At 49.0% G+C, this 25,525-nt stretch carries 22 protein-coding genes; 13 read left to right on the top strand and 9 right to left on the bottom strand.

The genetic code is table 11. From position 1 onward, the window contains the following. Positions 1–76: 76 nt before the first annotated feature. From HMPREF2954_RS01680 to typA, 5 genes are all read right to left on the bottom strand, one after another. Entirely contained in the window at positions 77–1,114 is a 1,038-nt protein-coding gene (locus HMPREF2954_RS01680) for a TniQ family protein (protein ID WP_045075435.1), read from the bottom strand. Positions 1,115–1,116: 2 nt separating this feature from the next. Then, a complete protein-coding gene (locus HMPREF2954_RS01675) occupies positions 1,117–2,010 on the bottom strand; it encodes a TniB family NTP-binding protein (RefSeq protein WP_016687574.1) in 894 nt (297 codons plus the stop codon). Continuing rightward, complete coding sequence (locus HMPREF2954_RS01670) at positions 2,007–3,905, bottom strand: Mu transposase C-terminal domain-containing protein (RefSeq protein WP_231574669.1); 1,899 nt, start codon at positions 3,903–3,905, stop codon at positions 2,007–2,009. Before HMPREF2954_RS01670 ends, HMPREF2954_RS01675 begins: the two co-directional genes overlap by 4 nt. Continuing rightward, positions 3,902–4,564, bottom strand: coding sequence for a heteromeric transposase endonuclease subunit TnsA (locus HMPREF2954_RS01665; protein WP_045075442.1), 663 nt, complete (start codon positions 4,562–4,564; stop codon positions 3,902–3,904). The genes HMPREF2954_RS01670 and HMPREF2954_RS01665 overlap by 4 nt, the downstream gene beginning before the upstream one ends. 320 nt (positions 4,565–4,884) lie before the next feature. Continuing rightward, positions 4,885–6,696 (bottom strand): translational GTPase TypA, encoded by a 1,812-nt coding sequence (gene typA, locus HMPREF2954_RS01660; protein WP_003765802.1) that lies wholly within the window; start codon positions 6,694–6,696, stop codon positions 4,885–4,887. A 635-nt stretch (positions 6,697–7,331) separates the two neighbouring features. Between typA and bfr (HMPREF2954_RS01655) the strand changes: the two genes are divergently transcribed. The 5 genes from bfr (HMPREF2954_RS01655) to recA all read left to right on the top strand — a co-directional run bounded on the left by bfr (HMPREF2954_RS01655) (position 7,332) and on the right by recA (position 13,477). Further along, positions 7,332–7,796 (top strand): bacterioferritin, encoded by a 465-nt coding sequence (bfr, locus tag HMPREF2954_RS01655; RefSeq protein WP_003755417.1) that lies wholly within the window; start codon positions 7,332–7,334, stop codon positions 7,794–7,796. A 22-nt stretch (positions 7,797–7,818) separates the two neighbouring features. Continuing rightward, complete coding sequence (gene bfr, locus HMPREF2954_RS01650) at positions 7,819–8,292, top strand: bacterioferritin (protein WP_045075445.1); 474 nt, start codon at positions 7,819–7,821, stop codon at positions 8,290–8,292. 417 nt (positions 8,293–8,709) lie between these two features. Continuing rightward, entirely contained in the window at positions 8,710–10,995 is a 2,286-nt protein-coding gene (gene pflB, locus HMPREF2954_RS01645) for a formate C-acetyltransferase (RefSeq protein ID WP_045075448.1), read from the top strand. A 387-nt stretch (positions 10,996–11,382) separates the two neighbouring features. Beyond that, positions 11,383–12,195 (top strand): pyruvate formate lyase 1-activating protein, encoded by an 813-nt coding sequence (pflA, locus tag HMPREF2954_RS01640; protein WP_045075450.1) that lies wholly within the window; start codon positions 11,383–11,385, stop codon positions 12,193–12,195. Between the two features lie 235 nt (positions 12,196–12,430). Beyond that, complete coding sequence (gene recA / locus HMPREF2954_RS01635; protein WP_009173410.1) at positions 12,431–13,477, top strand: recombinase RecA; 1,047 nt, start codon at positions 12,431–12,433, stop codon at positions 13,475–13,477. A gap of 334 nt (positions 13,478–13,811) precedes the next feature. On the opposite strand, the gene HMPREF2954_RS01625 is transcribed toward recA, so the two are convergent. Further along, positions 13,812–14,852: a Gfo/Idh/MocA family oxidoreductase gene (locus HMPREF2954_RS01625; RefSeq protein WP_045075453.1), complete on the bottom strand. Its 1,041-nt coding sequence runs from the start codon at positions 14,850–14,852 to the stop codon at positions 13,812–13,814. A 118-nt stretch (positions 14,853–14,970) separates the two neighbouring features. On the opposite strand from HMPREF2954_RS01625, the gene rbfA reads away from it, so the two are divergent. From rbfA to truB, 3 genes are all read left to right on the top strand, one after another. Next, entirely contained in the window at positions 14,971–15,342 is a 372-nt protein-coding gene (gene rbfA, locus HMPREF2954_RS01620) for a 30S ribosome-binding factor RbfA (protein WP_045075456.1), read from the top strand. Between the two features lie 82 nt (positions 15,343–15,424). Beyond that, the gene (locus HMPREF2954_RS01615; protein WP_045075458.1) at positions 15,425–15,835 is read left to right on the top strand and encodes a hypothetical protein; all 411 of its coding nucleotides are present in this window, start codon (positions 15,425–15,427) and stop codon (positions 15,833–15,835) included. Between the two features lies 1 nt (position 15,836). Next, positions 15,837–16,751, top strand: coding sequence for a tRNA pseudouridine(55) synthase TruB (gene truB, locus HMPREF2954_RS01610; RefSeq protein ID WP_045075461.1), 915 nt, complete (start codon positions 15,837–15,839; stop codon positions 16,749–16,751). A 180-nt stretch (positions 16,752–16,931) separates the two neighbouring features. Here the strand turns inward: truB and HMPREF2954_RS01605 are convergent, their stop codons facing one another. Next, a complete protein-coding gene (locus HMPREF2954_RS01605) occupies positions 16,932–18,275 on the bottom strand; it encodes a polynucleotide adenylyltransferase PcnB (RefSeq protein WP_070688972.1) in 1,344 nt (447 codons plus the stop codon). A gap of 148 nt (positions 18,276–18,423) precedes the next feature. Here HMPREF2954_RS01605 and HMPREF2954_RS01600 point away from each other — a divergent pair, with 148 nt between their 5' ends. The 4 genes from HMPREF2954_RS01600 to yddG all read left to right on the top strand — a co-directional run bounded on the left by HMPREF2954_RS01600 (position 18,424) and on the right by yddG (position 22,620). After that, a complete protein-coding gene (locus tag HMPREF2954_RS01600) occupies positions 18,424–18,819 on the top strand; it encodes a hypothetical protein (RefSeq protein ID WP_039406950.1) in 396 nt (131 codons plus the stop codon). A 77-nt stretch (positions 18,820–18,896) separates the two neighbouring features. After that, complete coding sequence (locus tag HMPREF2954_RS01595; protein WP_045075466.1) at positions 18,897–19,871, top strand: class 1 fructose-bisphosphatase; 975 nt, start codon at positions 18,897–18,899, stop codon at positions 19,869–19,871. 422 nt (positions 19,872–20,293) lie between these two features. Further along, a complete protein-coding gene (gene bioB / locus HMPREF2954_RS01590) occupies positions 20,294–21,346 on the top strand; it encodes a biotin synthase BioB (RefSeq protein WP_040667979.1) in 1,053 nt (350 codons plus the stop codon). A 365-nt stretch (positions 21,347–21,711) separates the two neighbouring features. Continuing rightward, a complete protein-coding gene (gene yddG, locus HMPREF2954_RS01585; protein ID WP_141755614.1) occupies positions 21,712–22,620 on the top strand; it encodes an aromatic amino acid DMT transporter YddG in 909 nt (302 codons plus the stop codon). A 168-nt stretch (positions 22,621–22,788) separates the two neighbouring features. On the opposite strand, the gene HMPREF2954_RS01580 is transcribed toward yddG, so the two are convergent. Continuing rightward, positions 22,789–23,832, bottom strand: a complete 1,044-nt coding sequence (locus tag HMPREF2954_RS01580; protein ID WP_039406965.1) for a sulfate ABC transporter substrate-binding protein — start codon at positions 23,830–23,832, stop codon at positions 22,789–22,791. Positions 23,833–24,150: 318 nt separating this feature from the next. Next, on the bottom strand, positions 24,151–24,798 hold the full coding sequence (locus HMPREF2954_RS01575; RefSeq protein ID WP_082054561.1) for an NAD(P)H-hydrate epimerase: 648 nt from the start codon (positions 24,796–24,798) through the stop codon (positions 24,151–24,153). Positions 24,799–25,116: 318 nt separating this feature from the next. Between HMPREF2954_RS01575 and HMPREF2954_RS01570 the strand changes: the two genes are divergently transcribed. Continuing rightward, complete coding sequence (locus HMPREF2954_RS01570) at positions 25,117–25,383, top strand: FeoA family protein (RefSeq protein ID WP_003742387.1); 267 nt, start codon at positions 25,117–25,119, stop codon at positions 25,381–25,383. Positions 25,384–25,525: the final 142 nt, after the last annotated feature.

Below are 25,525 nucleotides of genomic sequence, written 5' to 3'. Positions count from 1 at the left end.
ATGCCATGGTTAGACCTTCAAAGTTGAGTGTTGTACTATTTTGTTTTTTAATTGACTATAATGAATTCAATAATTTTCAAAACATAGTCTTACGATAAAGCTCTTTTCTTATATTTCGGTTTAGAACATCAATCAGCTTTTTGAACTCGTCTGGACAATCATCAAAATCTTTCAGCATATGGTTATAGCGCAAAACACCATCTTTCCATGCCTGAAAGAGATTGTCCGGATAATTATCGATCAGCCACCAACATAAATCCAAAGTATGGTGGCGTTCGATCAGTTCTCTGCTTTCCCATGCTGTACGCTTGCTTTTGTCAATTTTTTGTGGTTGTGAACCGGTTTTTAGGCATAAATAGGAATATAATTTCGGTGCCAGTCGTTGTGAAGTTAATAGCGTGACAAAGTGGTGCAATATTTTCAAACTGTCTCTATAACTGTTTTGTGAACTTTCTACCGGGTAGTGTTCCAACCAAACTAACAGTCTTCGCCATTGTTCAAGTGTATTACCACTCCAAGTTGTAACGGGTTGTGTTTCTGTACAAGCCAAGTCGGTTTTACACTGCCAGCAGAATTTGAGGGGCCGAAACGCTGTTTCTTGCATATTTCCCATCTCTTGCCGATGGAATGCAACACCCGCACCACAATGTGAACATCTGTCGTGAAGTATCACTTTGTGCTTTGGGCAAAAGGTATAGCAGGCAACACGCCATGACACCCTAAAATAAGGTTCATAGTCTTCTGCCAAGCACAATGGACAGAACAATAAACCGTATCCTACGCGTTTCCGATGGTATATCTGCAAACTGTTTACCCACGTCAGATGTCCTGATGGACGTACTTTATCAAACAAAATGCCCTGAAAACGCCGTAGTGAAGTTCTATCGATTTTCTCCGCACTTATTCCGCTTTTTTCACTTAGCTTTGTAACTATCCACTCTGGAATATATCTGTCAATGTCCCGATTCCATATCTCATAATTGTTCCCAAAGACTAAGTTGCAAAATGTCTGAACTTTTAGTCCGTTCGCATGTACCGTTCGAACCAGCCATGAAGACAGTAATTCATTATGATACGGATGGGGATGTGCTGGCCAAAGATGTAAGTCAGACATATCTAAGCCAGTTTGTCTATTTGCCTCTTCCGCTCAGTAGGTGTTACCCAGCCGATTGAATCAAGCACTTCATGATTTATTTGTTCCGTTTCATTTTGTACAGCAGTTGCGGCAGCTTCTGTCAGTACCCGAGATAGCTCTCCAATATATCCTTCGCTCATATTGTACAATCTGACGGCAAGTTCTCTCGTTTGCAGTTCAGACGGTCTTTTCAGGGGGATCATTCTTTCAAAGCTAACCAACAACCGAAGAAAATTTCTATCTAAGTTCCATCTAGGCAGAACAGCTGGTTCGAATCGGTTGGATAACTGCGGATCAGTTTGCAACGCACGGAAAGCATCCTTAGTGCCTATACCGACAATCGGTATTTGTAAATCGTTTCCTAGATATTTGATGACATTCAGAAAAGCCCTTTGCCGGTTCATGCTACCAGCCAAGATATGATGGATTTCGTCAATAATCAGCATTCTAGTTTGCATACGTTTGAGTAAGTGTATGACTTGAGTCTGCTTCTTATCTATTCTGTCATGCGATTTATATGGTGCAAAGATTGCATCTAAAATGGTATTGTAAAATCTTCCTTCATCCGGAACAGGTGGAGCCTGAACCAGCAGTACAGGAACTAATACACTGTCACCATCCAAATTTTGGTCAGCAGGATGTTTTCTCAAAAAACGGTGAGCCAGCATGGTTTTACCGTTATTGGTATCTCCGACAATCAGAAGATTCGGCATACGGTGGATTTTGGGATAAACCAAAAGATCTTCCAGTTTGTTCAAAATGTGCTCAGCTTGGGGATAACCTATCCAATGCGGCGAACGGATGTGCCAGATGCGTTCCTCTGTGTCAGCATCCAAATATGTGGCGGTTTTTTTGTGCAAATGAGGATATTTCATGACAAATCATCCAAGTCGTCAAACGGCTGTACATTTTCAAAAGACATTTCAGTCTCCAGCAAATCCGTTTGCGGAAAAGCAGTGACGGTATTGTTGATACCATTATTATCTTTGGAAACTGGTTTGCTTATAGCAATACTTTCGTTTTTACGTCGTTGCATCGCTCTGCGTACCGCTTTGGTTTTGCCTTGAGCTTGTTCTTCCATCTCGCGCATCTTGCCATAAGCTGAAAAAATCATTCTTTCGTCAATGTTGGATTTGTGTTCCTGTTTGAGTTGGCGGTTGATTTCCCTTAATTCCCAAATACTCATAACTGGATGGGAACTGTCCCGATAAGGGATAGAAAAATAGCTGTTCAATTCAGGGTCAAAAAACCAGATTACGCTGAGATCACGGGGATCAAATCGAAACACAAACTGACGGGCTCTTTTCGGGTTTCCCGGTTCTGTTGCACCAATCCAAGTGCGAAGTGCATCATGCCAATAATGAATTTTATGGATGGATACGCCATATTGCTGGACAGTTCTCATCTCAAAAGGCATGAAATCCAATCGGAATTTGGTTTCATCTAGGACTTTAGGCGGCATACCTGTTCCCGGAAGAGAGTCAGTACCGAATATGCCTTCTCTATATTTGGCCAGCGGCGACATACCCAATGCTGAATGCATTCTCTGGTGATACACACCAGTAATGAAAATTGTCAGCCATTTTTCAAATTCCGACAGTGTAAATACTGCACTGTCTTCGGAATCATAATTACTACGTTCGACAACATTGGAAAAAGTCGTACCGGGCAAAGTGTGAATTTCCTGTAAAACCGTACCCAGCAGTCGCTCTATATGGCCACCGAAATGTGGCCGTGCCACCGGACGCCATTCAATGTCGATGCCGTATTGTTTACAGGCTTTTTCCAATACTTTACCGTGAAATTCTCTTGCATTGTCCAAATGGATTTTTCGCGGTAATCCCCAACACGGCCACAAGCCTTCCACTTCATGCTGGGCAAGCCATGTTTCTTTTGTCAGTACGGAATGAGCCAGACACAATCCTGCCGATAATGCACTAGGTGGATCAAAGGAAATATAGAATCCGGGAATCATTCGGCTAAACACATCAACTGCCATTGTGATCCACGGACGACCAATTGGTTTACGGTAAACATCATCAACCAAAATAATATCTAGTTTGGTATGGTCTATTTGAACGACTGCTAACGGAAAGTCCGCATTGGGAAAACTGCCCTCAGACGGTTTAAATTGCTCCTCAGCAGCTTTTTTTCCCTGTCTTTTCGCTATCTTAAATTGAGGATCCAGCTTGCTGATACGGGCACGGATAGTATTGTTATGAGGATATGCAAATCCTGCATCCAAGCATTGCCGTTTGATCTCGTTAATTATTTGTTGAACTGGCTTTTTTTGTTTGGTCAGATATTCTTTTTCAATAACTGATTGGACGATCTTTTCGACATTGTCGTCAATACGGTAACGGCCCTTGTCTTTTCGGTGTTGTTTGAATAAACCCGTCAGCAAACCTGTTTCGTGGTATTTTCGAAGCCATCGGTAAATGGTATTGGCATGAACACCAAACTGTACAGCTCTTTCTTCAACGGCTTTCTTCGTCCGTTTTTTATTGTCTAGTAAAGGCTTGATAATCTCAAAACGTTTTGTTGCTATGGACCATTCTTGTGCATCAATGGTATTTAAATCTTGTGCGGAAGAAGGTTCATTCGTTATGGAGGACAACTCCGCCACTTTAACTTGATAAGTTTTACGGCTTTCTAACTCAGTCAGCAAAACCGTGTCCAAATCCACAATGTTTGTAATTACACAGCAGATCCCGTTAAATTCGACCATTGCCCCCGGTCGAATATCTAACACAGCCTTTCCGGTATTCATCGCTTTCTCCATAATGTAGAATTCATCGTCAGCGGTAGGTTCAAATCTGCACCGATTTCTCCTACGGCCACTAGATACCATAACACTGGTAAAATCTTTGCCTGATTCCACTCATCTTGAAAAACAGTTGCAACTAGCTCTCTCGGAGTAGCTGTTTTAAGCTCTTTTAATTTTTGGTCAAGTAGTATCATATATGGCTCGTAATATTCATGCACAACGGCATTCCGCATATAGGGCAGCAGAAATCGCACGTTTTGAAGATAGACTGTATGAATTTCAACTTCAGTGACCAGTTTGAACATCCAGCCCTTTTGTCGGCAAAATGCTCTTGCTGCCTTAAATTTTGGCTGCAATACTGACCAGTTTTTCTTCAAATCGCTTCGGTATTTGACTTCATAGAGAATTATCGTAACAGGTTGCCGACTAGGTTTGTAGTGCACCAAAACATCAGGTGTGTACATATGCTTTTTGCCGGAATCATCAAACCATTCGATAGAAACCGGTTGTACCTCGAAGCGGATTACATCGGGACAAAACTCCAATAAACTAAGGAAATCCCGTTCCAAAGAAGATTCATAAGCTGCGCAGCCTACAGACTTAGAATGGGCGGCCATTCCGGTGATATTGCGGTAATTTTTGGGAATTTTTCTGACAGGCATGATAACTCAGTCTCAAATATCGCTGTAATTTTGGCTTAAAGATAAATTTTTAACTCGTTTAGTATTAAATAGCAATGTAGAAAATAAAGTTTTAGGTCGTTTTAGCACCATTTAATGATAGAATTTACAGAAAGTCATGGCGGCGGTTGCGGTCATCATTGATAAATAGAAAAAACGTAAATAATTTTAGTATTGCTTACACTGTTCGCTTTTTTGCATGACTGTTTTAAAAAGCTCTAACAACTTAATCATTTTCTGTAAAAAAGGTCGTCTGAAAATTTCAGACGACCTTTTTTCATTTCATCAACAGCCTAGTGGAATCAATCCAGCTTTTTAAAGTGGCGGCGGCGTTCCAGTTCGCTCAGGTAACGCTTGCGCAGACGGATGGACTGCGGCGTGATTTCAACGAGCTCGTCATCGTCGATAAACTCGACCGCACCTTCCAGCGTCAGCTTGATTGGCGTGGTCAGACGCACGGCTTCGTCGGTGCCGCTGGCGCGGATGTTGGTGAGTTTTTTACCTTTGAGCGGGTTGACTACCAAATCGTTGTCGCGGCTGTGGATGCCGATAATCATGCCTTCGTAGATTTTATCGTTGGGTGATACGAACATACGGCCGCGGTCTTCCAGATTCCATAAGGCATAAGCGACGGCTTCGCCTTGCTCTTGGGAAATCAGTACGCCGTTGTGGCGGCCGGGCATATCGGGTTTTACAGGCGCGTAGTCGTCGAATACGTGGCTCATCAGGCCGACACCGCGCGTCAGGGTCATGAATTCGCCTTGGAAACCGATTAAGCCGCGCGCGGGAATATGGTATTCGAGGCGGGTACGGCCGTTGCCGTCGCTTTCCATATTGGTCAGTTCGCCGCGACGGCGGCCGAGTTCTTCCATTACCGCGCCTTGGTTTTCGTCCGGTACGTCCACGGTCAGGTTTTCATATGGTTCGCATTTTTGACCGTCGATGTCGCGGTACACGACGCGCGGCTTGCCGACTGCCAGTTCAAAGCCTTCGCGGCGCATGTTTTCCAACAAAATGGTCAGGTGCAGTTCGCCGCGTCCGGATACGCGGAACACGTCGGCATCGGCGGTATCTTCCACGCGCAGGGCGACGTTGGTCAGCAACTCTTTTTGCAGGCGGTCGCGGATTTGGCGGCTGGTCACGAATTTGCCTTCGGTACCTGCCAGCGGGCTGGTGTTCACCATAAAGTCCATGGTCAGTGTCGGTTCGTCCACGCTCAACATCGGCAGACCTTTGGGATTGTCTTTGTCGGTGATGGTTACGCCGATACCGATGTCTTCGATACCGGAAATAATCACGATGTCGCCGGCTTCGGCTTCTTCAAGCGGTACGCGTTCCAAACCTTTGAAACCCAAAAGCTGGTTGATGCGGCCTTGGGCGATTTGTTGATCGTGGTTCATTACGGCAACGACTTGGCCGGGTTTGATACGTCCGTTCAGGATGCGGCCGATGCCGAGGCGGCCGGTGTAGTTGTCGTAGTCGAGTTGGGAAATTTGCAGTTGCAGCGTTTCGTCCGCACTGCCGCTCGGCGCGGGCGTGTGTTTTAAGATGGTGTCGAACAGCGGACGCATGTCGTTGCTCTCGTCGGTTTCTTCCAGTTTGGCGAAACCGGACAGGCCGGAAGCGTAGACAATCGGAAAGTCCAATTGCTCGTCGGTTGCGCCCAAGTTGTCGAAGAGTTCGAAAGTTTGGTCGATGACCCAGCTCGGGCGGGCGGACGGTTTGTCGATTTTATTGATGACGACGATCGGTTTCAGTCCCAAAGCCAAGGCTTTTTTGGTAACGAAACGGGTTTGCGGCATCGGGCCTTCCTGTGCATCTACCAACAATACAACGCAGTCCACCATACCCAAAACGCGCTCCACCTCGCCGCCGAAGTCGGCGTGTCCCGGAGTGTCGACGATGTTGATGTGGTAGCCTTCGTAATCGATGGCGGTGTTTTTGGCGAGGATGGTAATGCCGCGTTCTTTTTCAAGGTCGTTGCTGTCCATCACGCGTTCGTCAACCTGCTGGTTGGCGCGGAATGTACCGGATTGGCGCAGCAGTTGGTCAACTAATGTGGTTTTGCCGTGGTCGACGTGGGCGATGATGGCAATGTTGCGAATTTGTTTCATGGTGATATGTATTTCAAATGATTTTTATCAAAAAGTAACTCGTAATTATATCACGGTTCATCTTATTGGACGGAGGGGGAGTAGATTAAATTTGAATCGGTACGGCGTTTATCCCGGTTCAACCGTCATTCACTATATGCGTACTGCGGCACAGTTTGACGATATAGTGGATTAACTTTAAACCAGGACGGCGTTACCTCGCTTTAGCTCAAAGAGAACGATTCTCTAAGGTGCTGAAGCACCAAGTGAATCGGTTGCCGTACTATCTGTACTGTCTGCGGCTTCGTCGCCTTGTCCTGATTTAAATTTAATCCACTATAAAAGCATTTGAGAATAATTAATAATAAAATTTGATTGGGTTTTGTAATTTATTTGCTTTTATTTATGGTTAAAAAGTGTAAATATTTTTGAATGTTGAAATGGATTCTTAATACCAATGGCAACAAATATCTATATAAAACAAGGTATTGAATTTTCAGACGACCTTTTAAGGCTTCTGTTTCTTTTGATAATTGTTTGTATTTTAAATAGAAAATTTGTCAAGCGTCAGGCTTTTTCATACAATTCAGCCATCAAGAAACAACACGCAATGTTTTTTACAGACACTTTACAATTTCAAAGAAAGAGAAAGAATTATGCAAGGCAATCAAGCTGTTATCGATTATATGAACGAACTGTTGTCCGGCGAGCTGGCTGCACGCGATCAATACTTCATCCACTCACGCCTGTACTCCGAATGGGGCTACAACAAACTGTTCGAGCGTCTGAATCATGAGATGGAAGAAGAAACAACCCACGCCGAAGACTTCATCCGCCGTATTCTGATGCTGGGCGGTACGCCTAAAATGACCCGTGCCGAACTGAACATCGGTACCGACGTGATTTCCTGCCTTAAAGCGGATTTGAACACCGAATACGAAGTACGCGACGCGTTGAAAAAAGGCATCAAACTGTGCGAAGAAGCACAAGACTACGTTACCCGTGATTTGATGATTGCCCAGTTGAAAGACACTGAAGAAGATCACGCCCACTGGCTGGAACAACAACTGCGTCTGATCGAACTCGTCGGCGAAGGCAATTACTACCAAAGCCAACTGTAATTAAGCGTATAAGGAGCTGAAAATGAAAGGCGATCGCTTAGTTATCCGCGAGCTGAACAAAAACTTGGGCTTGCTCTTGGTTACCATCAACCAATACTTCCTGCATGCCCGCATTTTGAAAAACTGGGGCTTTGAAGAATTGGGCGAACATTTCTTCAAACAGTCCATCCGCGAAATGAAATCCGCAGACGATTTAATCGAGCGTATTTTGTTCTTGGAAGGCCTGCCTAACCTGCAAGAATTGGGCAAACTGCTGATCGGCGAATCAACTGAGGAAATCCTGTCCTGCGATTTGACAAAAGAACAGGAAAAACACGATGCCCTCATCACTGCCATCGCCATCGCGGAACAACAGCAAGACTACGTCAGCCGTGATTTGTTGGAAAAACAAAAAGACATCAACGAAGAACACATCGACTGGCTCGAAACCCAGCAGGAACTGATCGGCAAAGTCGGTTTGCCGAACTACCTGCAAACAGCGGCGCAAGAGGACTAAAACACAAACCACTGCCAAATATAGCAGTCCCTGCACCCATAAACGGCATATCTTTTCGGATATGCCGTTTTTCTTTGCATCAAGCTCGTCTGAAAAACAGTATTTCAGTTTTTCAGACGACTTACCTTCTTCTAAAGAATATGTAACCCCATGAAACCCCAACCCCATACAAAAGCCCTGAAAACCGGACAAGTTTTCAGGGCTTAATTTTATATTCTACACTTGTTTACACGCTAAAGGCTTGAAAAATAAAATGTAGTTTTAAGTAATAACTGTTCTCATTGATGTAAGTCAAAAAAATATCGGGTAAACGTTCACATCTCCGCCAATCGTTACACTTCATAGAGCTAAAGTGCTATTCTGCAAAGGTAAATTTCTTCTACCTATAAATTCTATCTGACAAATTAGGAGCTTGATATGTCAACCGATGTACAGCAACGCCCTGCCGCTTGGGAAGGTTTTGTCGGCGGTAATTGGGAAACCAATGTCGACGTGCGCGATTTTATTCAGAAAAACTACACGCCTTATGAAGGCGATGCGTCTTTCCTCGCGCCTGCGACCGAGGCGACGACCAAACTGTGGGCGGAAGTGATGGAAGGCATCAAAGTCGAAAACCGCACGCACGAACCCTACAAAATCGACACGCAAGTTGTGTCCGGCATTACCAGCCATGCACCGGGCTATATCGATAAAGATTTGGAAACCATCGTCGGCCTGCAAACAGACGAGCCTCTGAAACGCTCGATCATGCCGTTCGGCGGTTTGAAAATGGTACAAGACGCGTGCAAAGTGTACAACGTCGAGTTGAACCCCGAAGTCAGCGAAATCTTTACCAAATACCGTAAAACCCACAACCAAGGCGTGTTTGACGTTTATACGCCCGACATCCGACGTTGCCGCAAATCCGGTGTGATCACCGGTTTGCCGGATGCTTACGGTCGTGGTCGCATCATCGGCGACTACCGCCGCGTGGCATTGTACGGTATCGACTTCTTGATGAAAGACAAACTCAATCAATTCAATTCGCTGCAAGCCGATTTGGAAAACGGCGTGGATTTGGAAGAAGTTATCCGCCGCCGTGAAGAAATCAACGAACAATACAAAGCCTTGGGTCAAATGAAAGAAATGGCAGCCTCTTACGGCTACGACATTTCCGGTCCTGCGAGAAATGCACAAGAAGCCATCCAATGGACTTACTTCGGCTACCTTGCAGCCGTTAAATCGCAAAACGGCGCCGCTATGTCGTTCGGTCGCGTGTCTTCGTTCTTGGATATCTACATCGAGCGCGACCTGAAAAACGGCGTAATTACCGAAACCCAAGCGCAAGAATTTATCGACCATTTGGTGATGAAACTGCGTATGGTCCGTTTCCTGCGCACGCCCGAATACGACCAACTCTTCTCCGGCGACCCGATTTGGGCAACCGAATCCATCGGCGGTATGGGTTTGGACGGCCGCACGCTGGTAACGCGCACCAACTTCCGCGTGCTGCACACCCTGTACAACATGGGTCCGTCTCCCGAACCGAACATCACCGTATTGTGGTCCGAACAACTACCGCAAGGCTTTAAAGAGTTTTGCGCCAAAGTGTCCATCGATACTTCGTCCATCCAATACGAAAACGACGATTTGATGCGTCCGGATTTCAACAGCGACGACTACGCCATTGCCTGCTGCGTCAGCCCGATGGTGGTCGGCAAACAAATGCAGTTCTTCGGCGCACGCGCCAACTTGGCGAAAACTCTGCTGTACGCAATCAACGGCGGCGTGGACGAAAAATCCAAAGACCAAGTCGGTCCGAAAACCGAACCGATTATGGACGAAGTCTTGGACTACGACACGGTCTTTGCGCGCATGGACAAATTCATGGATTGGCTGGCAACCCAATACGTTACCGCATTGAACATCATCCATTACATGCACGACAAATACAGCTACGAAGCCGCGCTGATGGCGCTGCACGACCGCGATGTGAAACGTACTATGGCCTGCGGTATCGCCGGTTTGTCTGTGGCCGCTGACTCGCTGTCCGCCATCAAATACGCCAAAGTCAAACCGATTCGCGACGAAAACGGTATTGCCGTCGACTTTGAAATCGAAGGCGAATATCCGCAGTTCGGTAACAACGACGACCGCGTGGACGATATTGCCTGCGATTTGGTGGAACGCTTCATGAAAAAAGTGGCAACCCACAAAACTTACCGCAACGCGACGCCGACCCAGTCCGTGTTGACCATTACCTCCAACGTCGTATACGGCAAAAAAACCGGCAATACGCCGGACGGCCGTCGCGCAGGTGCACCGTTCGGTCCGGGTGCCAACCCGATGCATGGTCGCGATGTCAACGGCGCCGTCGCTTCGCTGACCTCCGTAGCGAAACTGCCGTTTGAGTTTGCCAAAGACGGTATTTCCTACACCTTCTCCATCGTGCCAGGCGCATTGGGTAAAGACGAAAACTCCCGCGAACGCAACCTCGCAGGCCTGATGGACGGTTACTTCCACCACGAAGAAGGAGAAGTGGAAGGCGGCCAACACCTGAACGTCAACGTATTGACCCGCGAAACGCTGGAAGACGCGATGAACAATCCGGACAAATATCCGCAACTGACCATCCGCGTGTCCGGTTACGCCGTACGCTTCAACTCGCTGACCCGCGAACAGCAGCTTGACGTGATTACCCGCACCTTTACACAAACCATGTAAAGCAAAGGGTTTACAGTAAACCAAGCCGGGGGACGGATTATCCGGAACCCGGCTTGATTTTGCCTGAAGCAATGGTTTGATATAGTGGATTAAATTTAAATCAGGACAAGACCGACGAAGCCGCAGACAGTACATATAGTACGGAACCGATTCACTTGGTGCCTCAGCACCTTAGAGAATCGTTCTCTTTGAGCTAAGGCGAGGTAACGTCGTCCTGGTTTAAAGTTAATCCACTATATCACTAAAACGCGTTTACCTATTCCCAAACAGCCCATAAACTTCCCACAAAAGGGAACGCAATGCCCGCATATTAATCCAATAAGAAGAACCCTCTGCAACACAAAAACAAGTTTTCAGACGACCCCAATATCCGGTACATCAGACACCATGCAGACATCTATCGCCATCAACCCCGAAACACCCGCCCCCGCCAAAGACCTCGGACACCGCCATTACAACGGCAAAGGCATCGTCCATTCCGTAGAATCCTGCGGCGCAGTGGACGGTCCCGGGTTGCGCTACGTCCTCTTTCTGCAAGGCTGCCTCATGCGCTGCCTCTACTGCCACAACCGCGACACATGGGACTTGCACACCGAACAAGCCCAAGAAATGACCGTGCCCGAAGTCATGAAGCAAGTCATGTCCTACCGCCACTACCTGCGCGCCACAGGCGGCGGCGTTACCGCCACAGGCGGCGAACCGCTCCTGCAATACGAATTCGTGCGCGACTGGTTCACCGCCTGCCGCGAACACGACATCCACACCTGCCTCGACAGCAACGGCTACGCCCTGCATTACGATTCCATCCTTGACGACCTGCTCGACCACACCAACCTCGTCATGCTCGATTTAAAACAAATCGACCCCGAAATCCACAAAGTCCTCGTCGGCATCCCAAACACCAAAACCCTCAAATTCGCCCACTACCTCGCCGAACGCAAACAGCCCGCCCGCGTCCGCTACGTCGTCGTGCCGGGCTATACCGACGACGACCGTTCAGCCCACCTGCTCGGCGAATTCATCTCAGACATGGACAACGTCGAAATGGTCGAACTCCTCCCTTATCACGAACTGGGCGCGCACAAATGGGCATTGTGCGGCGACACCTACAAACTCACCGGCGTACACCCGCCTCCCAAAGAAACCATCCTCAAAATCAAATCGATTTTGGAAAGCTACGGCAAAAACATTATTTATTGAGTTCAAATCTCAAAAAGGTCGTCTGAAAATGAAATATTCGCTTTCAGACGACCTTTCAGCACTCTTAATACATCCAAACATACAACTCATAAATCATATAATTCATATAGTTAACAACAAATTATCCAAAATATGAAATAAAACCGAAATAAAACTATACTTTTTCTTAATTTATGCGATAATAGCTAAACAAATTCTTAGCTACTTTGATAACATCCCTTACGAGAACAGCACCATGTCAGACGAAAAAAGCAAAGCCCTAGCTGCCGCCCTTGCCCAAATTGAAAAAAACTTTGGCAAAGGCTCCATCATGAAAATGGACGGCAGCCAGCAAGAAGAAAACCTTGACGTCATCTCCACCGGCTCGCTCGGCGTGGACTTGGCACTAGGCGTCGGCGGTCTGCCGCGCGGCCGTGTCGTGGAAATCTTCGGCCCCGAATCCTCCGGTAAAACCACGCTCTGTCTCGAAGCCATTGCCCAATGCCAGAAAAACGGCGGTATCTGCGCCTTTATTGACGCCGAACACGCCTTCGACCCGATTTACGCCCGCAAACTCGGCGTTAAAGTAGAAGAACTCTACCTCTCCCAACCCGACACCGGAGAACAGGCTTTGGAAATCTGCGACACGCTGGTACGTTCCGGCGGCGTGGACATGGTTGTCGTTGACTCCGTAGCGGCCCTCGTACCCAAAGCCGAAATCGAAGGCGAAATGGGCGACAGCCACGTTGGCCTGCAAGCCCGCCTGATGAGCCAAGCCTTGCGCAAGCTCACCGGCCACATCAAACGCACCAACACACTGGTTGTCTTCATCAACCAAATCCGTATGAAAATCGGCGTGATGTTCGGCAGCCCCGAAACCACCACCGGCGGTAACGCCCTCAAATTCTACGCTTCCGTCCGCCTCGACATCCGCCGCACAGGACAAATCAAAAAAGGCGACGACGTTATCGGCAACGAAACCAAAGTCAAAGTCATCAAAAACAAAGTCGCCCCTCCGTTCCGCCAAGCCGAATTCGATATCCTGTACGGCGAAGGCGTAAGCTGGGAAGGCGAACTGATCGACCTCGGCGTCAAATACGACATCGTTGAAAAATCAGGCGCATGGTACAGCTACAACGGCGCCAAAATCGGACAAGGCAAAGACAACGTCCGCGTATGGTTGAAAGAAAACCCGGAAATCGCTAACGAAATCGACGCCAAAATCCGCGCCGCCGTGGGTATCAACGTTGATATTACCGAAGGCAAACTGGACGACACCGACGGCGAACGTCCTGAGGAATAAGCCTCTGCCTGTCTTTCAATAAAAAATATGAAAGATCGTCTGAAAACGAATATAGCGTGTTCCGCTAAAAAGTTTTCAGACGACCTTTTCGCATTCGACAGAAAACATAGCCTTAAAAATGATAGAAATGCCTACATCGCCATTCCGATAAAGGTAGGCATCTGGAAATTAGGAATTACGGCAATTTTTAAATGTTACCGAAGAAATAGCCAAGGTCTGGCTTTCTACCATAGCTTGTCCTCGCACAGGCATAGGAGAAAATAGCAACTTCCAAGTTAATCTTCTGTATTTTAAAAAATTTCAGAAATCCTGTTCCCTGTAACTTTTAATCTCCCTACACCTTAACCCGACACCCCGATTTCGCGCTTTCATATACTTTTTCCAGCAGCCCCAGCACCTCCGCCACTTGGCGCGGTTGCACTGCTGCGGGAGATTTGCCTTGCAGCGCGTCATAAAGGTTTTCATAAAACGCCGCATAATTTCCGCTGACGCTTTCGATATTTTTGCGGACGACCGCTCCGTCGATTTCCGTATGCAGGATGCCCCATTCGTCTTCCGGTTCACGATTCCACGATCCGACGGGTTGCGCGCCGTCGAGCAGCAAGGCTTCTTGGTTGTCGGCGTTTTGTTTGACGTATGAACCGCGTTTGCCGTGCAAGGTCATGAACGGCAAAGGTTCGCGGGCATATTTGCTTGCGGTCAGGGCGACTTTTTTGCCGTCGGCGTAATAGAGCGCGATATAGAAATTGTCGTCGCTGACCGCTCCTTCATGCTGATAGCGCACATCGGCATAAAGTTCGTCAGGCATTCCGAAAATATCGACTGCCATATCCATGAGGTGCGAACCCAAATCGTACACCAGCCCCACGCCCGCCTCGCCCGTTTCCTTCCAGCGTTTTTTGTTCAATGCAGCCGCATAACGCTCGAAACAGAATTCCGCATCCACAATTTCGCCCAAAAGGTCGTCTGAAAGCAGTTTTTTGGCGGTCAGCGGCGCGCTGTCCCAACGGCGGTTTTGGTAAACGGTCAGCAATACGCCCTGCCGCTCGGCAAGTTCCGCCAATTCACGAGCTTGCGCCGCCGTGGCGCACAACGGTTTTTCCACCACCACATTTTTACCCGCACGCAAAGCCTGAGCGGCAAAATCGAAATGCGTCTGGTTCGGCGTAGTCACGACCACCAAATCCACATCATCGGTAAGCAACTCCTCAAACGAGCGCACGGTCTGCGCCTGCGGCAGGACTGCCTGAGCTTTGTTGCCGCTGCGTTCAAACACGCGCACGACTTCAAACCGCGCATCCGCACGCCAAAACGGCAGATGGAACACCTGCGCCGACATGCCGAACCCCGCCAATCCGATTTTGATTTTCTGCATAGCCAAACTCCTTTTCAGACAGCCTCAAATTGCCGTATATCCGTTATAATACCGCATTTATTTCACACAGGCCGTCTGAAAACAAAGTTGAAACGGCCGCCGCCGTTTAAGGAAAACCATGAGAAAACCGCAACGCGGCTATGCCCGCCAAGACCGTGTCAAAGAACAAATCATGCGCGAACTGGCCGAGCTGGTCCGCACCGGCCTGAAAGACCCGCGCGCAGGCTTCATCACCATCAACGAAGTCGAAGTCACCCGCGATTACAGCCACGCCACCGTGTTCTACACCGTCCTCGACGACAGCACCCGCGACATCACCGAAGAAGCCTTGGAACACGCCAAAGGCCACTTGCGCAGCGAGTTGGCGAAACGCATCAAACTCTTCAAAACGCCCGAACTGCACTTCAAATACGACGAATCGCTCGAACGCGGCATGAGCATTTCCAGCCTCATCGACAAAGTGGCGGCGGAAAAGCCGGTGGAAGATTAAAAATAAAGCTCTTCTGAACACCCGGTATTAAAACCGAAGATCTGTTTCAGACGGCCTCCTTGCTCTGCTTTAGGATATATCCATGACTTTTCCCGAATTTCTATTGTTTTTAGTCTTTTTCTCCTATTGTGCCTGCTACGCTTTCAGTTTGCGCAAAGGGACAACTGTCTTTAATACCGCATCGGGCAACGAAATCCACATAGGTAAAAACGGGCATTACTCGGTTTGGCATGATGGAGACGGACAAATCCCCTTCCGCATCACCGACCTAAACGGGCGGGAAGCACCTCTCTCCAAACCGCTGTTTCATGCCAGTTTCCGCCGTACCGGCGGCCGCATCACGCTTTTAAAGCAAGGCCGTCTGAAAAAAGGCAGCTACACAGTAGAAACACCAAATCCGCACAGCCACATCATCCTCAGAAAAACAATATCGGAAACGCCGATCATCCTACTCGGCACTTCCATCTTATCCCTTTCCTTCCTCCTTCACTGACATGACCGCCAAACCCGCCAAACGCCCCGTCAACGGCGTCCTTCTGCTCGACAAGCCCGAAGGACTTTCCAGCAACACCGCCCTGCAAAAAGCCCGCCGCCTCTACAACGCTGAAAAAGCGGGACATACCGGCGTACTCGATCCTTTGGCAACCGGACTTTTGCCCGTCTGCTTCGGCGAAGCGACCAAGTTCGCCCAATATCTGCTGGATGCCGACAAAGCCTACACCGCCACGCTGAAACTCGGCGAAGCCAGCAGCACGGGGGACGCCGAAGGCGAAATCATCGCTACCGCCCGAGCCGATATTTCCTTAGCCGAACTTCAGACGGCATGCCAAGCCCTGACAGGCAACATCCGCCAAGTGCCGCCGATGTTTTCCGCCCTCAAACACGAAGGCAAACCGCTGTACGAATACGCCCGCAAAGGCATCGTCATCGAACGCAAACCGCGCGACATCACCATTTACGCCATTGATATTACCGAGTTTGACGCGCCCAAAGCCGTCATCGACGTACGTTGCAGCAAAGGCACCTACATCCGCACCCTCAGCGAAGACATAGCCAAACACATCGGCACGTTCGCCCACCTGACCGCCCTGCGCCGCACCGAAACCGCCGGTTTCTCCATCCGCGAAAGCCACACGCTCGAAGCCTTGGCAGAATTAAACGAAACCGACCGCGACGCCCTGCTCCTGCCCTGCGACGTTTTAGTGCGGCACCTCCCCAAAATCGAACTGAACGACCGCGCCGTGACCATGCTCAAATGCGGCCAACGCCCGCAGTTTACCGAGGACATGTCTGCCGAACAGCCCATCCGCGTTTACGACAGAAGCGGAACATTTATCGGCTTGGTGGAATACCAAAACGAAATCGGCCGCCTCAAAGCCCTGCGGCTGATGAACACGGCGAAAGACTGAATGGTTTGATAATTAAATTAAAATATAGGAAAGGTCGTCAGAAATACAGTTTTTCAGACGACCTTTTCAGTTGAATTTCTTAAAATATTGGCAGATTTGAAACAACCGTTCTAACCCCATGAAAAAAGTCGTCTGAAAACCTGTCATACCCGTTTTCAGACGACTTTTCGACTATTATCTCTATTGCCCTTGTTCCGTTTTCTTTTTGCACGGACGGCGGCGGCGTTTCTTTTTCACACCTTCGTTGCCCTGCGCACGAGCATGGTTTGTTGTCATTTCATTGCGCAAACCTTCATCGGCATGCTGGAAACTGTTCCACCATTCGACCGTTTGGCGGTCAATCTCGCCCACTTCGCCGCGCAACACCAGAAAGTCGTAAGCAGCCCGGAAACGCTGCTGCGCGAGCAGGCGGTGCGGACGGGCGCCGCGCATCTGTTTGAATTGCGGTTGGAACTGCCAGATTTCCCGCATGGTCGCGGCAAAACGCTGCGGCACGCCCCAACCTTTTTCAACATCGCTCCGCAGGGATTCAATAGCGTCTGTCAGTGCAGGCGCAGGCTTTTGCCCCTGTGCCAGATTCTGTTGCCAGCGTCGGTTGACATCCGGCCACAGTACGGCAGCCAAGACGAAGCCGACTGAAACCGATTTGTCCTGACGCAGCCGCTCGTCAGTGTTTTTCAGTGCAAGCGAAATAATGCGGTTTTCAGCCTTTTCCGCCGATTTCAACGCAGTCAAAAGCGGATGGATGTCGTCTGAAACACCCAAGCTGTTGAGCTTTTTCAAACATTCCCGCGCATGGCCGGAAAACAGCAGCTTCATGATTTCGTCAAACAGGCGGGCGACGGGTTCGTGTTTCAGACGACTAGCATACTCGGGAATCGGCGCGGCAGTGGATTCTTCCACCGAAAAGCCAAGTTTGCCCGACAAGCGTACGGCGCGCAGGATACGGACAGGATCCTCGCGGTACCGCTCCGCAGCATCGCCTATCATAACCAGGCTTCTGTCGGCTATATCGTTGACGCCGTTATGGAAATCCAAAATTTCTTCGCGTATCGGATCGTAATACAACGCATTGCAGGTAAAGTCTCGGCGCATCGCATCTTCTTCTATGCTGCCATAAGTGTTGTCTTTCATAATCCTGCCGTGCGCGTTTTGCTGCACCTTGCCGCCGCCGCGGAATGTCGTTACTTCTATGGTTTCCGGACCTGTCATGACATGGACGATTTGAAAACGCCTGCCGATGATGCGGCTGCGGCGGAAAATTTTTCTCACCTGCTCCGGCGTGGCATCGGTGGCGACATCGAAGTCTTTAGGCTCTACACCCAACAGCATATCCCTGACCGCCCCACCTACGATATAGGCTTTGAATCCTTCCTCTTGCAAACGTTTGACGGTTTTTTCCGCTGCAAAACTGATCATATCCGCGCTGATACGGTATTCTTCAGCGGGGATGATTTCTTTGCGAACCTCGGTTTGCCTGCTCTGTCTGCCGGACAAAACTTTGTTCAGCCATTTTTTCAACATATTCCTGATACTCTTTCTTGTTATTCTTCTGCCTGCAAACGGAAGCCACCGATGCGGGCGGGGCGTCATTATACCTTAAGTTGCGCTAACCTACGTCGTCTGAAGCCTTGCCACCTCCGGCTGGCAGGCGCAGCGGTTTTAAATTACAATGAACCAAACTTATCCTTCCTGTCCGATGATGAAAAAAACCAACGTATTATCCTTATTCCTCGCCCTTGCCGCGACCGCCTGTTCAGACGGGTCTTCCGACAGCGTTACCGACAAATTCAAAAGCGAATTCCGCAAAGGTTTTGTCGAAGGCGCAACGGAGCAATGCGTCGCCAAAGTACCGAAAACAAGCCTGCTTTCGGAAGAAACCGTACTTCAAGTCTGCACCTGCACTGCCGAAAAGATGGCAGACCGCATTTCGGTGGAAGATATGTCTGCCATCCTGTCGGGCAATATCAGTGAAAACGTCAAAGAACAAATCAAACAGAGCACCACGGACTGTTTGAAAGAAACTGTCGGATTGGACGGCAAGCGCGCCGCTTCAGACAGCAAATAAACACTCTCTCCTTCTTCAAACCTCGTCTGAACCTTCTTCGGACGTTTTTCAAAATCATTCAAGAAATCGAGTTTGACATGACCACATTCGCGCAATTCCTTCCGGAACATTTACAGCAAAACGCCCTGCCCGAACAATTAGGCAGCGTATTGGAATCCGTCATCTCCGCCTGCAGCGAAATCAGCGGAAAAGTCCGCCTCGGCGCGCTTTCAGGCGTTTTGGGTATGGCAGGTACAGGCAACATCCAAGGTGAAGACCAAAAAAAACTCGACGTTATCGCCAACGATATTCTTATCCGTATCTTAAAAGACAATCCGTCTGTTGCCGGTTTGGCAAGCGAAGAGGAAGACACTTTTGTCGCCGCCCATCCTGACGGACGCTATTTGGTTTTGTTCGACCCGCTGGACGGCTCGTCCAACATTGATGTCAACATCTCCGTCGGCACAATTTTTTCCATTTTGGAGAAACCCGAAGGCGATTTGGAAACGGCGTCATTTTTGCAAAAAGGCCGAGATCAAGTTGCCGCAGGTTATGTTTTATACGGCCCGCAAACCCAACTGGTCTTGACCGTCGGACACGGTGTTTCCGTCTTTACTTTGGACGAGGACGGCAATTTTGTGATGACCAATGAAAATCCGCGCGTTCCCGAAACCACCAAAGAATTTGCCATCAATATGTCCAACCGCCGCCATTGGCTGCCGCCCGTCCAACGTTATATCGACGAATTGCTGGCAGGTGAAACCGACAGTCGCGGTAAAAACTACAATATGCGCTGGGTTGCCAGCATGGTTGCCGAAATCCACCGCATCCTGATGCGCGGCGGCGTGTTCATGTACCCTCAAGACAAACGCGATCTCTCCAAACCGGGCAAACTGCGCCTGATGTACGAAGCCAACCCGATGAGCCTGATTTTGGAACAGGCAGGCGGCGCAGCTTTCGACGGACAGACCGACATGCTGGATGTCAAGCCGGTCGGATTGCACCAACGCGTCGCCGTCTTCATGGGCAGCAAAGAAGAAGTGGACTATATCCGCAAACTTCATCAAGCCTGACAGGTGTAAAAATTAAATGTAAAAAGGTCGTCTGAAATTACCGTGTATGTTTCAGACGACCTTTTCCCAATATTCTGAAAATTGGAATGACCAGATAAAAAAATACCTCCTTACCTTGCTTCCGATTATCCATGCTTTATGTGAATTCCGCTGTGGATATATCAAATTAATAATTGATATAAAAGAAGAAAATATAATTGATTAAAAAACAGGCAGATAAAATTCCCAAAAAATAAGCAGAATTTGTCAAGCCTTTGCTGACCGCCGACTAGAATTTTTTTGCCCCCGTTTTTCAAACGCGTTACACTTCCTCCTCGTCTGTTTTCAGACGACGTTTCACTCCAACCGTGCCGCTGCCGTCATTGCGCCGGCAGTCAGGCAGTCAGCGTCATTGCGCCGCTGTAAATACGAAAGAACACACTATGACCATCTCTCCCGTCGCCTTGCGCCGTAAGACCGAGCGCAAGCCGCATCCGACCGCGCGCTATTGGAAAAAATGCGATGTCGAAGCCCTGTTCGGACTTCCATTCCTCGACCTCGTTTACCAAGCCGCCGAAATACACCGCCAGAATTTCAACCCGCGCGAAATCCAGCTTTCCACGTTGTTGTCCATCAAAACCGGCGGTTGTCCCGAAGACTGCGCCTACTGCCCGCAATCAGCGCACCACAACACCAATCTGGGCAAAGAGCAGATGATGGATGTAGATGAAATCGTTGAAAAAGCCAAAATCGCCAAATCGCGCGGCGCAAGCCGTTTCTGCATGGGTGCGGCATGGCGCGGCCCCAAACCCAAAGACGTGGAAACGGTTTCCGCAATCATCAAAGCCGTCAAAGGATTGGGCATGGAAACCTGCGGCACGTTCGGTATGCTCGAAGACGGCATGGCGGAAGACTTCAAAAAAGCAGGTTTGGACTATTACAACCACAATCTCGATACCGACCCCGAGCGCTACAACGACATCATCCATACCCGCAAACACGAAGACCGCATGGATACCTTGGGCAAAGTCCGCAATGCCGGTTTGAAAGTTTGTTGCGGCGGCATCGTCGGCATGAACGAAACCCGCGCCGAGCGTGCCGGACTGATTGCCAGCCTCGCCAACCTCGACCCGCAGCCCGAAAGCGTGCCGATTAACCAGCTTGTCAAAGTGGAAGGCACGCCGCTTGCCGATGCCGAAGATTTGGATTGGACGGAGTTCGTCCGTACCATCGCCGTGGCGCGGATTACCATGCCGCACAGCTATGTCCGCCTGTCGGCAGGACGCAGCAATATGCCCGAATCCATGCAGGCAATGTGTTTCATGGCGGGCGCGAACTCAATTTTCTACGGCGACAAACTCTTAACCACCGAAAACCCCGACGAAGACGGCGACCGCCTGCTGATGGAAAAGCTGGATTTGTATCCGCTGCGGTTTGAGCTGGAAGAAGAATACGAAGCGGCGCAGGAAACGCCCAAGATTAAGGTCGATTATTAATCCTTCCACAAAAACACAAGGTCGCCTGAAAACGGGTATCAACGTTTCATTTCGTTGAAACAGATTTTCAGACGACCTTTTTTGTAGAGATAAAAATAAGATTCAAGCATTATGCCACCTTGTTTGCCTCCCATCTATTCCATTATAATTCGCCCTTGAAAAAACCTTCGTTTTTCTATGGAATCACTCTCTAAAAAAGAGCAAGTTTCTCCTAGATTCCCGCAAAACGATACAAAGGTCGTCTGAAAGCATCATTCAATGAAGCGATGTTTTCAGACGGCCTTTTTGAACACGCAGACAGGCAGATTCAAACAAAAACATTACCGTCTCTCGCCATTCCATCCGCACTTCCAATACACCGCATCATGTTCCGTCTTACCGCCTATCCCATCTCCCCGAAACAGGCCACCTTCATCGGCCTTTTCGCCGTCTGTTTTTGGAGTTCCGTCATCGGGTTAATCCGTACCTTGAGCCTGCACATGGGGGCGGTAGGCGGCGCAGCGGTCATGTACAGCCTTGCCACGATATTGCTGCTGCTGATTTTCGGCAAACCCGATTTGCGCCGCTTCAGCCGGAATTACCTTTTTTGGGCAGGTATCTTTTTTGTCGGCTGCGAATTGTGCCTGTCCCTTTCCATCGGATATGCGGACAACGCCAGACAAACCGTCGAAATCGGCATGGTCAATTATTTATGGCCGACTTTTACCATCATCGGCGCGGTCTGGTTCAACAAACAGCCGGCAAAATGGTGGATCGCCATAGGCTTTGCACTATCCTTCATCGGCATTGCCATCGTCTTGGGCGGGGAAGGCGGATTGTCCCCAGCCCATATTTACCGCAATGTCCTCGCCAATCCCGCAGGCTATATCATGGCGCTCTTGGACGCGCTGTTTTGGGCGGCATATTGCACACTGACCGCGCGGGTTAAGGCACAGGGCAATGCTGTCGGCTTTTTCTTTTTCCTCGTTTCCTGCGTCCTGTGGGCTAAATATTTTGCAGGCAGCTACGGCAGCCTCAATTTCGATACCGAATCAATCTTATATGCGCTTGCTGCCGCATCCTGTATGGGTTTGGGCTATGCAGTGTGGAACATCGGCATCTCGCGCGGCAATATGACCGTTTTGGCAGGCGCATCTTATTTTATCCCCGTTTTCTCCGCCCTGATTTCATCCTTCCTGCTCGACGCACCGCTTCCTACGGAATTTTGGCAAGGTGCGGCGATGGTATGCATCGGATCGGCCGTATGCTGGTTGGCAACACAAAAGAAAGCATGACCGCACCTCTAAATCATAGAAATAAGATTTTCGGTTGAAACATATACCGATAAAAGCGTAACCGCCCCCGACTGTATCACATCTCAACACAACGTCGTCTGAAAACCGACATGGCAGGTTTTGCTCAAGCCGGTTTTCAGACGACGTTTTTCTTATCAAAGTACCAACTTATCTTTTGGGCGACAGTTTATCGACCAGACCGCCGTCAGCGAAGAATTTTTTCATGATTTCATCCCATGTACCGAATTTTTCGTTGGGGCTGAAGGTTTCGATTTCGGGGAAATCTGCTTTGTGTGCGGCGAAGACTTCGGCATTGCGCGGACGCAGGTAGAGTTTGGCGGCAAGCTCCTGCGCGGGTTTGCTCCATAGATATTCCAAATATTCCTTAGCGGCTTCCTGCGTACCTTTCTTGTCGGCAACGCTGTCCACAACGGCAACAGGGGTTTCAGACAGAATGGTATAGCTCGGATAAACGATTTCAAACTGATCTTGGGTCAGTTTTTTACTGACGTGATTCGCCTCGTTTTCAAAGGTAACCAAAACGTCGCCGATATTGCGCTGACTGAATGTTGTCGTGGCGGCACGTCCGCCGTTTTCAAACACAGGCGTGTTTTTCAGGACGGAAGCGGCAAATTCCTGCGCTTTGGCTTCATCGCCGTTGTTGGCTTTCAAACCGTAAGCGTATGCGCCAAGGAAAGCATAGCGGCCATTGCCGGAAGTTTTCGGGTTGGCAAGTACGATTTTGACACCGTCTTTCGCCAAGTCGTTCCAGTCTTTGATTTGTTTGGGATTGCCTTTGCGGACAAGGAAAACGGTTACGCTGGTATAGGGAACGGCATTGTCCGGCAGACGTTTTGCCCAATCGGGTTTAATCAGCCCTTTTTGAGCCAACAAATCGATGTCAGAAGTCTGGTTCATGGTAACGACATCCGCCGCCAGGCCGTTGGCAACAGACAATGCCTGCTTGCTGGAACCGCCGTGCGACTGTTGAATGTCTATGTCTGCGCCCTTGTGTTTGCTTTGATATTCTTTGACAAACAAAGGGTTGTATTCCTTATAAAAATCTCGTGCCACATCATAAGAAACATTCAACAGTTTGACACCTTTGCCGTCTGCCGCAGGAGAAGACGGTGAAGCGGTGTTTTGTTCGGATTGCGGCGAGCATGCCGCTAAAACGGCGGCGGCGAAAAGGGCGGTTGTGCGGACAGTCATTTTGTTCTCCAAATATTTGACAGGCACACTTTATACCGACGTTTCAGACGACGGAAATAATGTTTGCTTTCGGGTTTAGCGATTTTGGTTATAAACCCCAAAATTCGGCCAATGCCCGATGATTTCATATCGATTGGGAATTTAAAGCACTCGGAAGTTTTTCTGCACGATATACTTTCCGATCGTATCGGCTTCTTCCATATTGCAGGACTTTATTCCATATCCAATCTCAAAAACAACGTCGTCTGAAAACAGGCAGAGCAGACTTTGCTAAAGCCATATTTTCAGACGACGTTTTTATCTAAACCCAGAAGAGGGCTACTCTATCCCAATATCCAAACACACGGTTTCGCCGCAATATGCTTTGCCTGCATCAGTCATATGCGCGGGTTTGTAGGCGGCGAAGGCGTAGGTCAGGTCAGCGCGGAAGGTGTCTTTGTCTGCTTCGCCGGTGTCGCAGTTCAGTCCGGTCGGGATGTCCAGCGCGATTTTGAAACCGTCGGCTTGGTTCAGCAGGCGGCAGACGGCGGCGGCTGTTTCGGGCAATGCGCCGCTGAAGCCTGTTCCGAAAATGCCTTCGATAACGAGGTCGTAACCTGTTTTCAGAGTGCGAAGCCTGCCTGTGGTACGACCTTCCAGTTCATTGGTGCGGATAAAGCTGACACCGTCTAAATGATTCAAACGCTCTTGATTCAACTGCGCCAGCGACGACAGTTTGTCTCCCAAGACGAAAGCGACATCTACCTGCCAATCATGCCCCGACAACACGCGCGCGATAACCAAACCGTCGCCGCCATTATTGCCCTTGCCGCAAACGATTAACGCGCGCCCTGCTTTGGGGAAGCGGCGCAGCAAATCAGTCGCGGCGGCTTGTCCCGCGTTTTCCATCAGTTGCTCGAAAGTCGTGCCTTTATCGACTGCCATTTGTTCGTGTTCGCGCATTTCTGCGGCGGTGTAGATTTTCATCATTCGCTCCTTTGCTCTTCAGTCCTTCATAAAACATCCAAACGAAAACCTTATCAATAGCCCTTCCTGACTTTCACAACGAATCATTCGCTTTCTTTGATTTGTCGCAATATGTCGTCTGAAAATAAGGAACTTGGTCGCTTTGTATTTGATTTTTACGTTAACAAGATTTATTATCAAAATTAAACAAAGTGATAAACAATCAAAACTACTTCTTTTGCGGGGACGGGCGTTGGGATATGCCTCTGGCTACCCTGTGTCTGATTCGTCTTTACTTGCCGTCTCTTTTTTCAATCGACAACGAAAGTAAAACACACTATGTCTGCCATACCTTTGTCAAAACTCAGTAAAGGCGCAGTCGCGCACATCGACTCCATCGTCCCCAATTCGACTTTCGGCGAACTCGACCCGCTGGTTACACGCCGCCTTGCCGACTTGGGCTTTTCAAGTGGAATGCCGTTGCAAGTGATTGCCGTCGGCGGATTCGGACGCGGCCCGTTTGCCGTACGTTTGGGCAACCAGTCGCAATTCTCGTTACGGCAGGAAGAGGCGGGAAAAATTATGTGCCATGTGATTGACGGCTGACCGCCGTACACGCAGGCAGGCTTCTATTTTGAAAATGCGGCATAGGCGGATTTAATCTGACCGCCCCATCCTTTTCAGACGACCTAGGTCGTCTGAAAACACAATTTCAAAACCTTTCCCCCAAATCCCACTCCAAACTTAT

Source organism: Neisseria sp. HMSC067H09 (genome assembly GCF_001814135.1).
Lineage (GTDB): Bacteria > Pseudomonadota > Gammaproteobacteria > Burkholderiales > Neisseriaceae > Neisseria.
The sequence above is the reverse complement of the archived record's forward strand: the minus strand, read 5'-3'. Positions and strand labels throughout refer to the sequence as shown.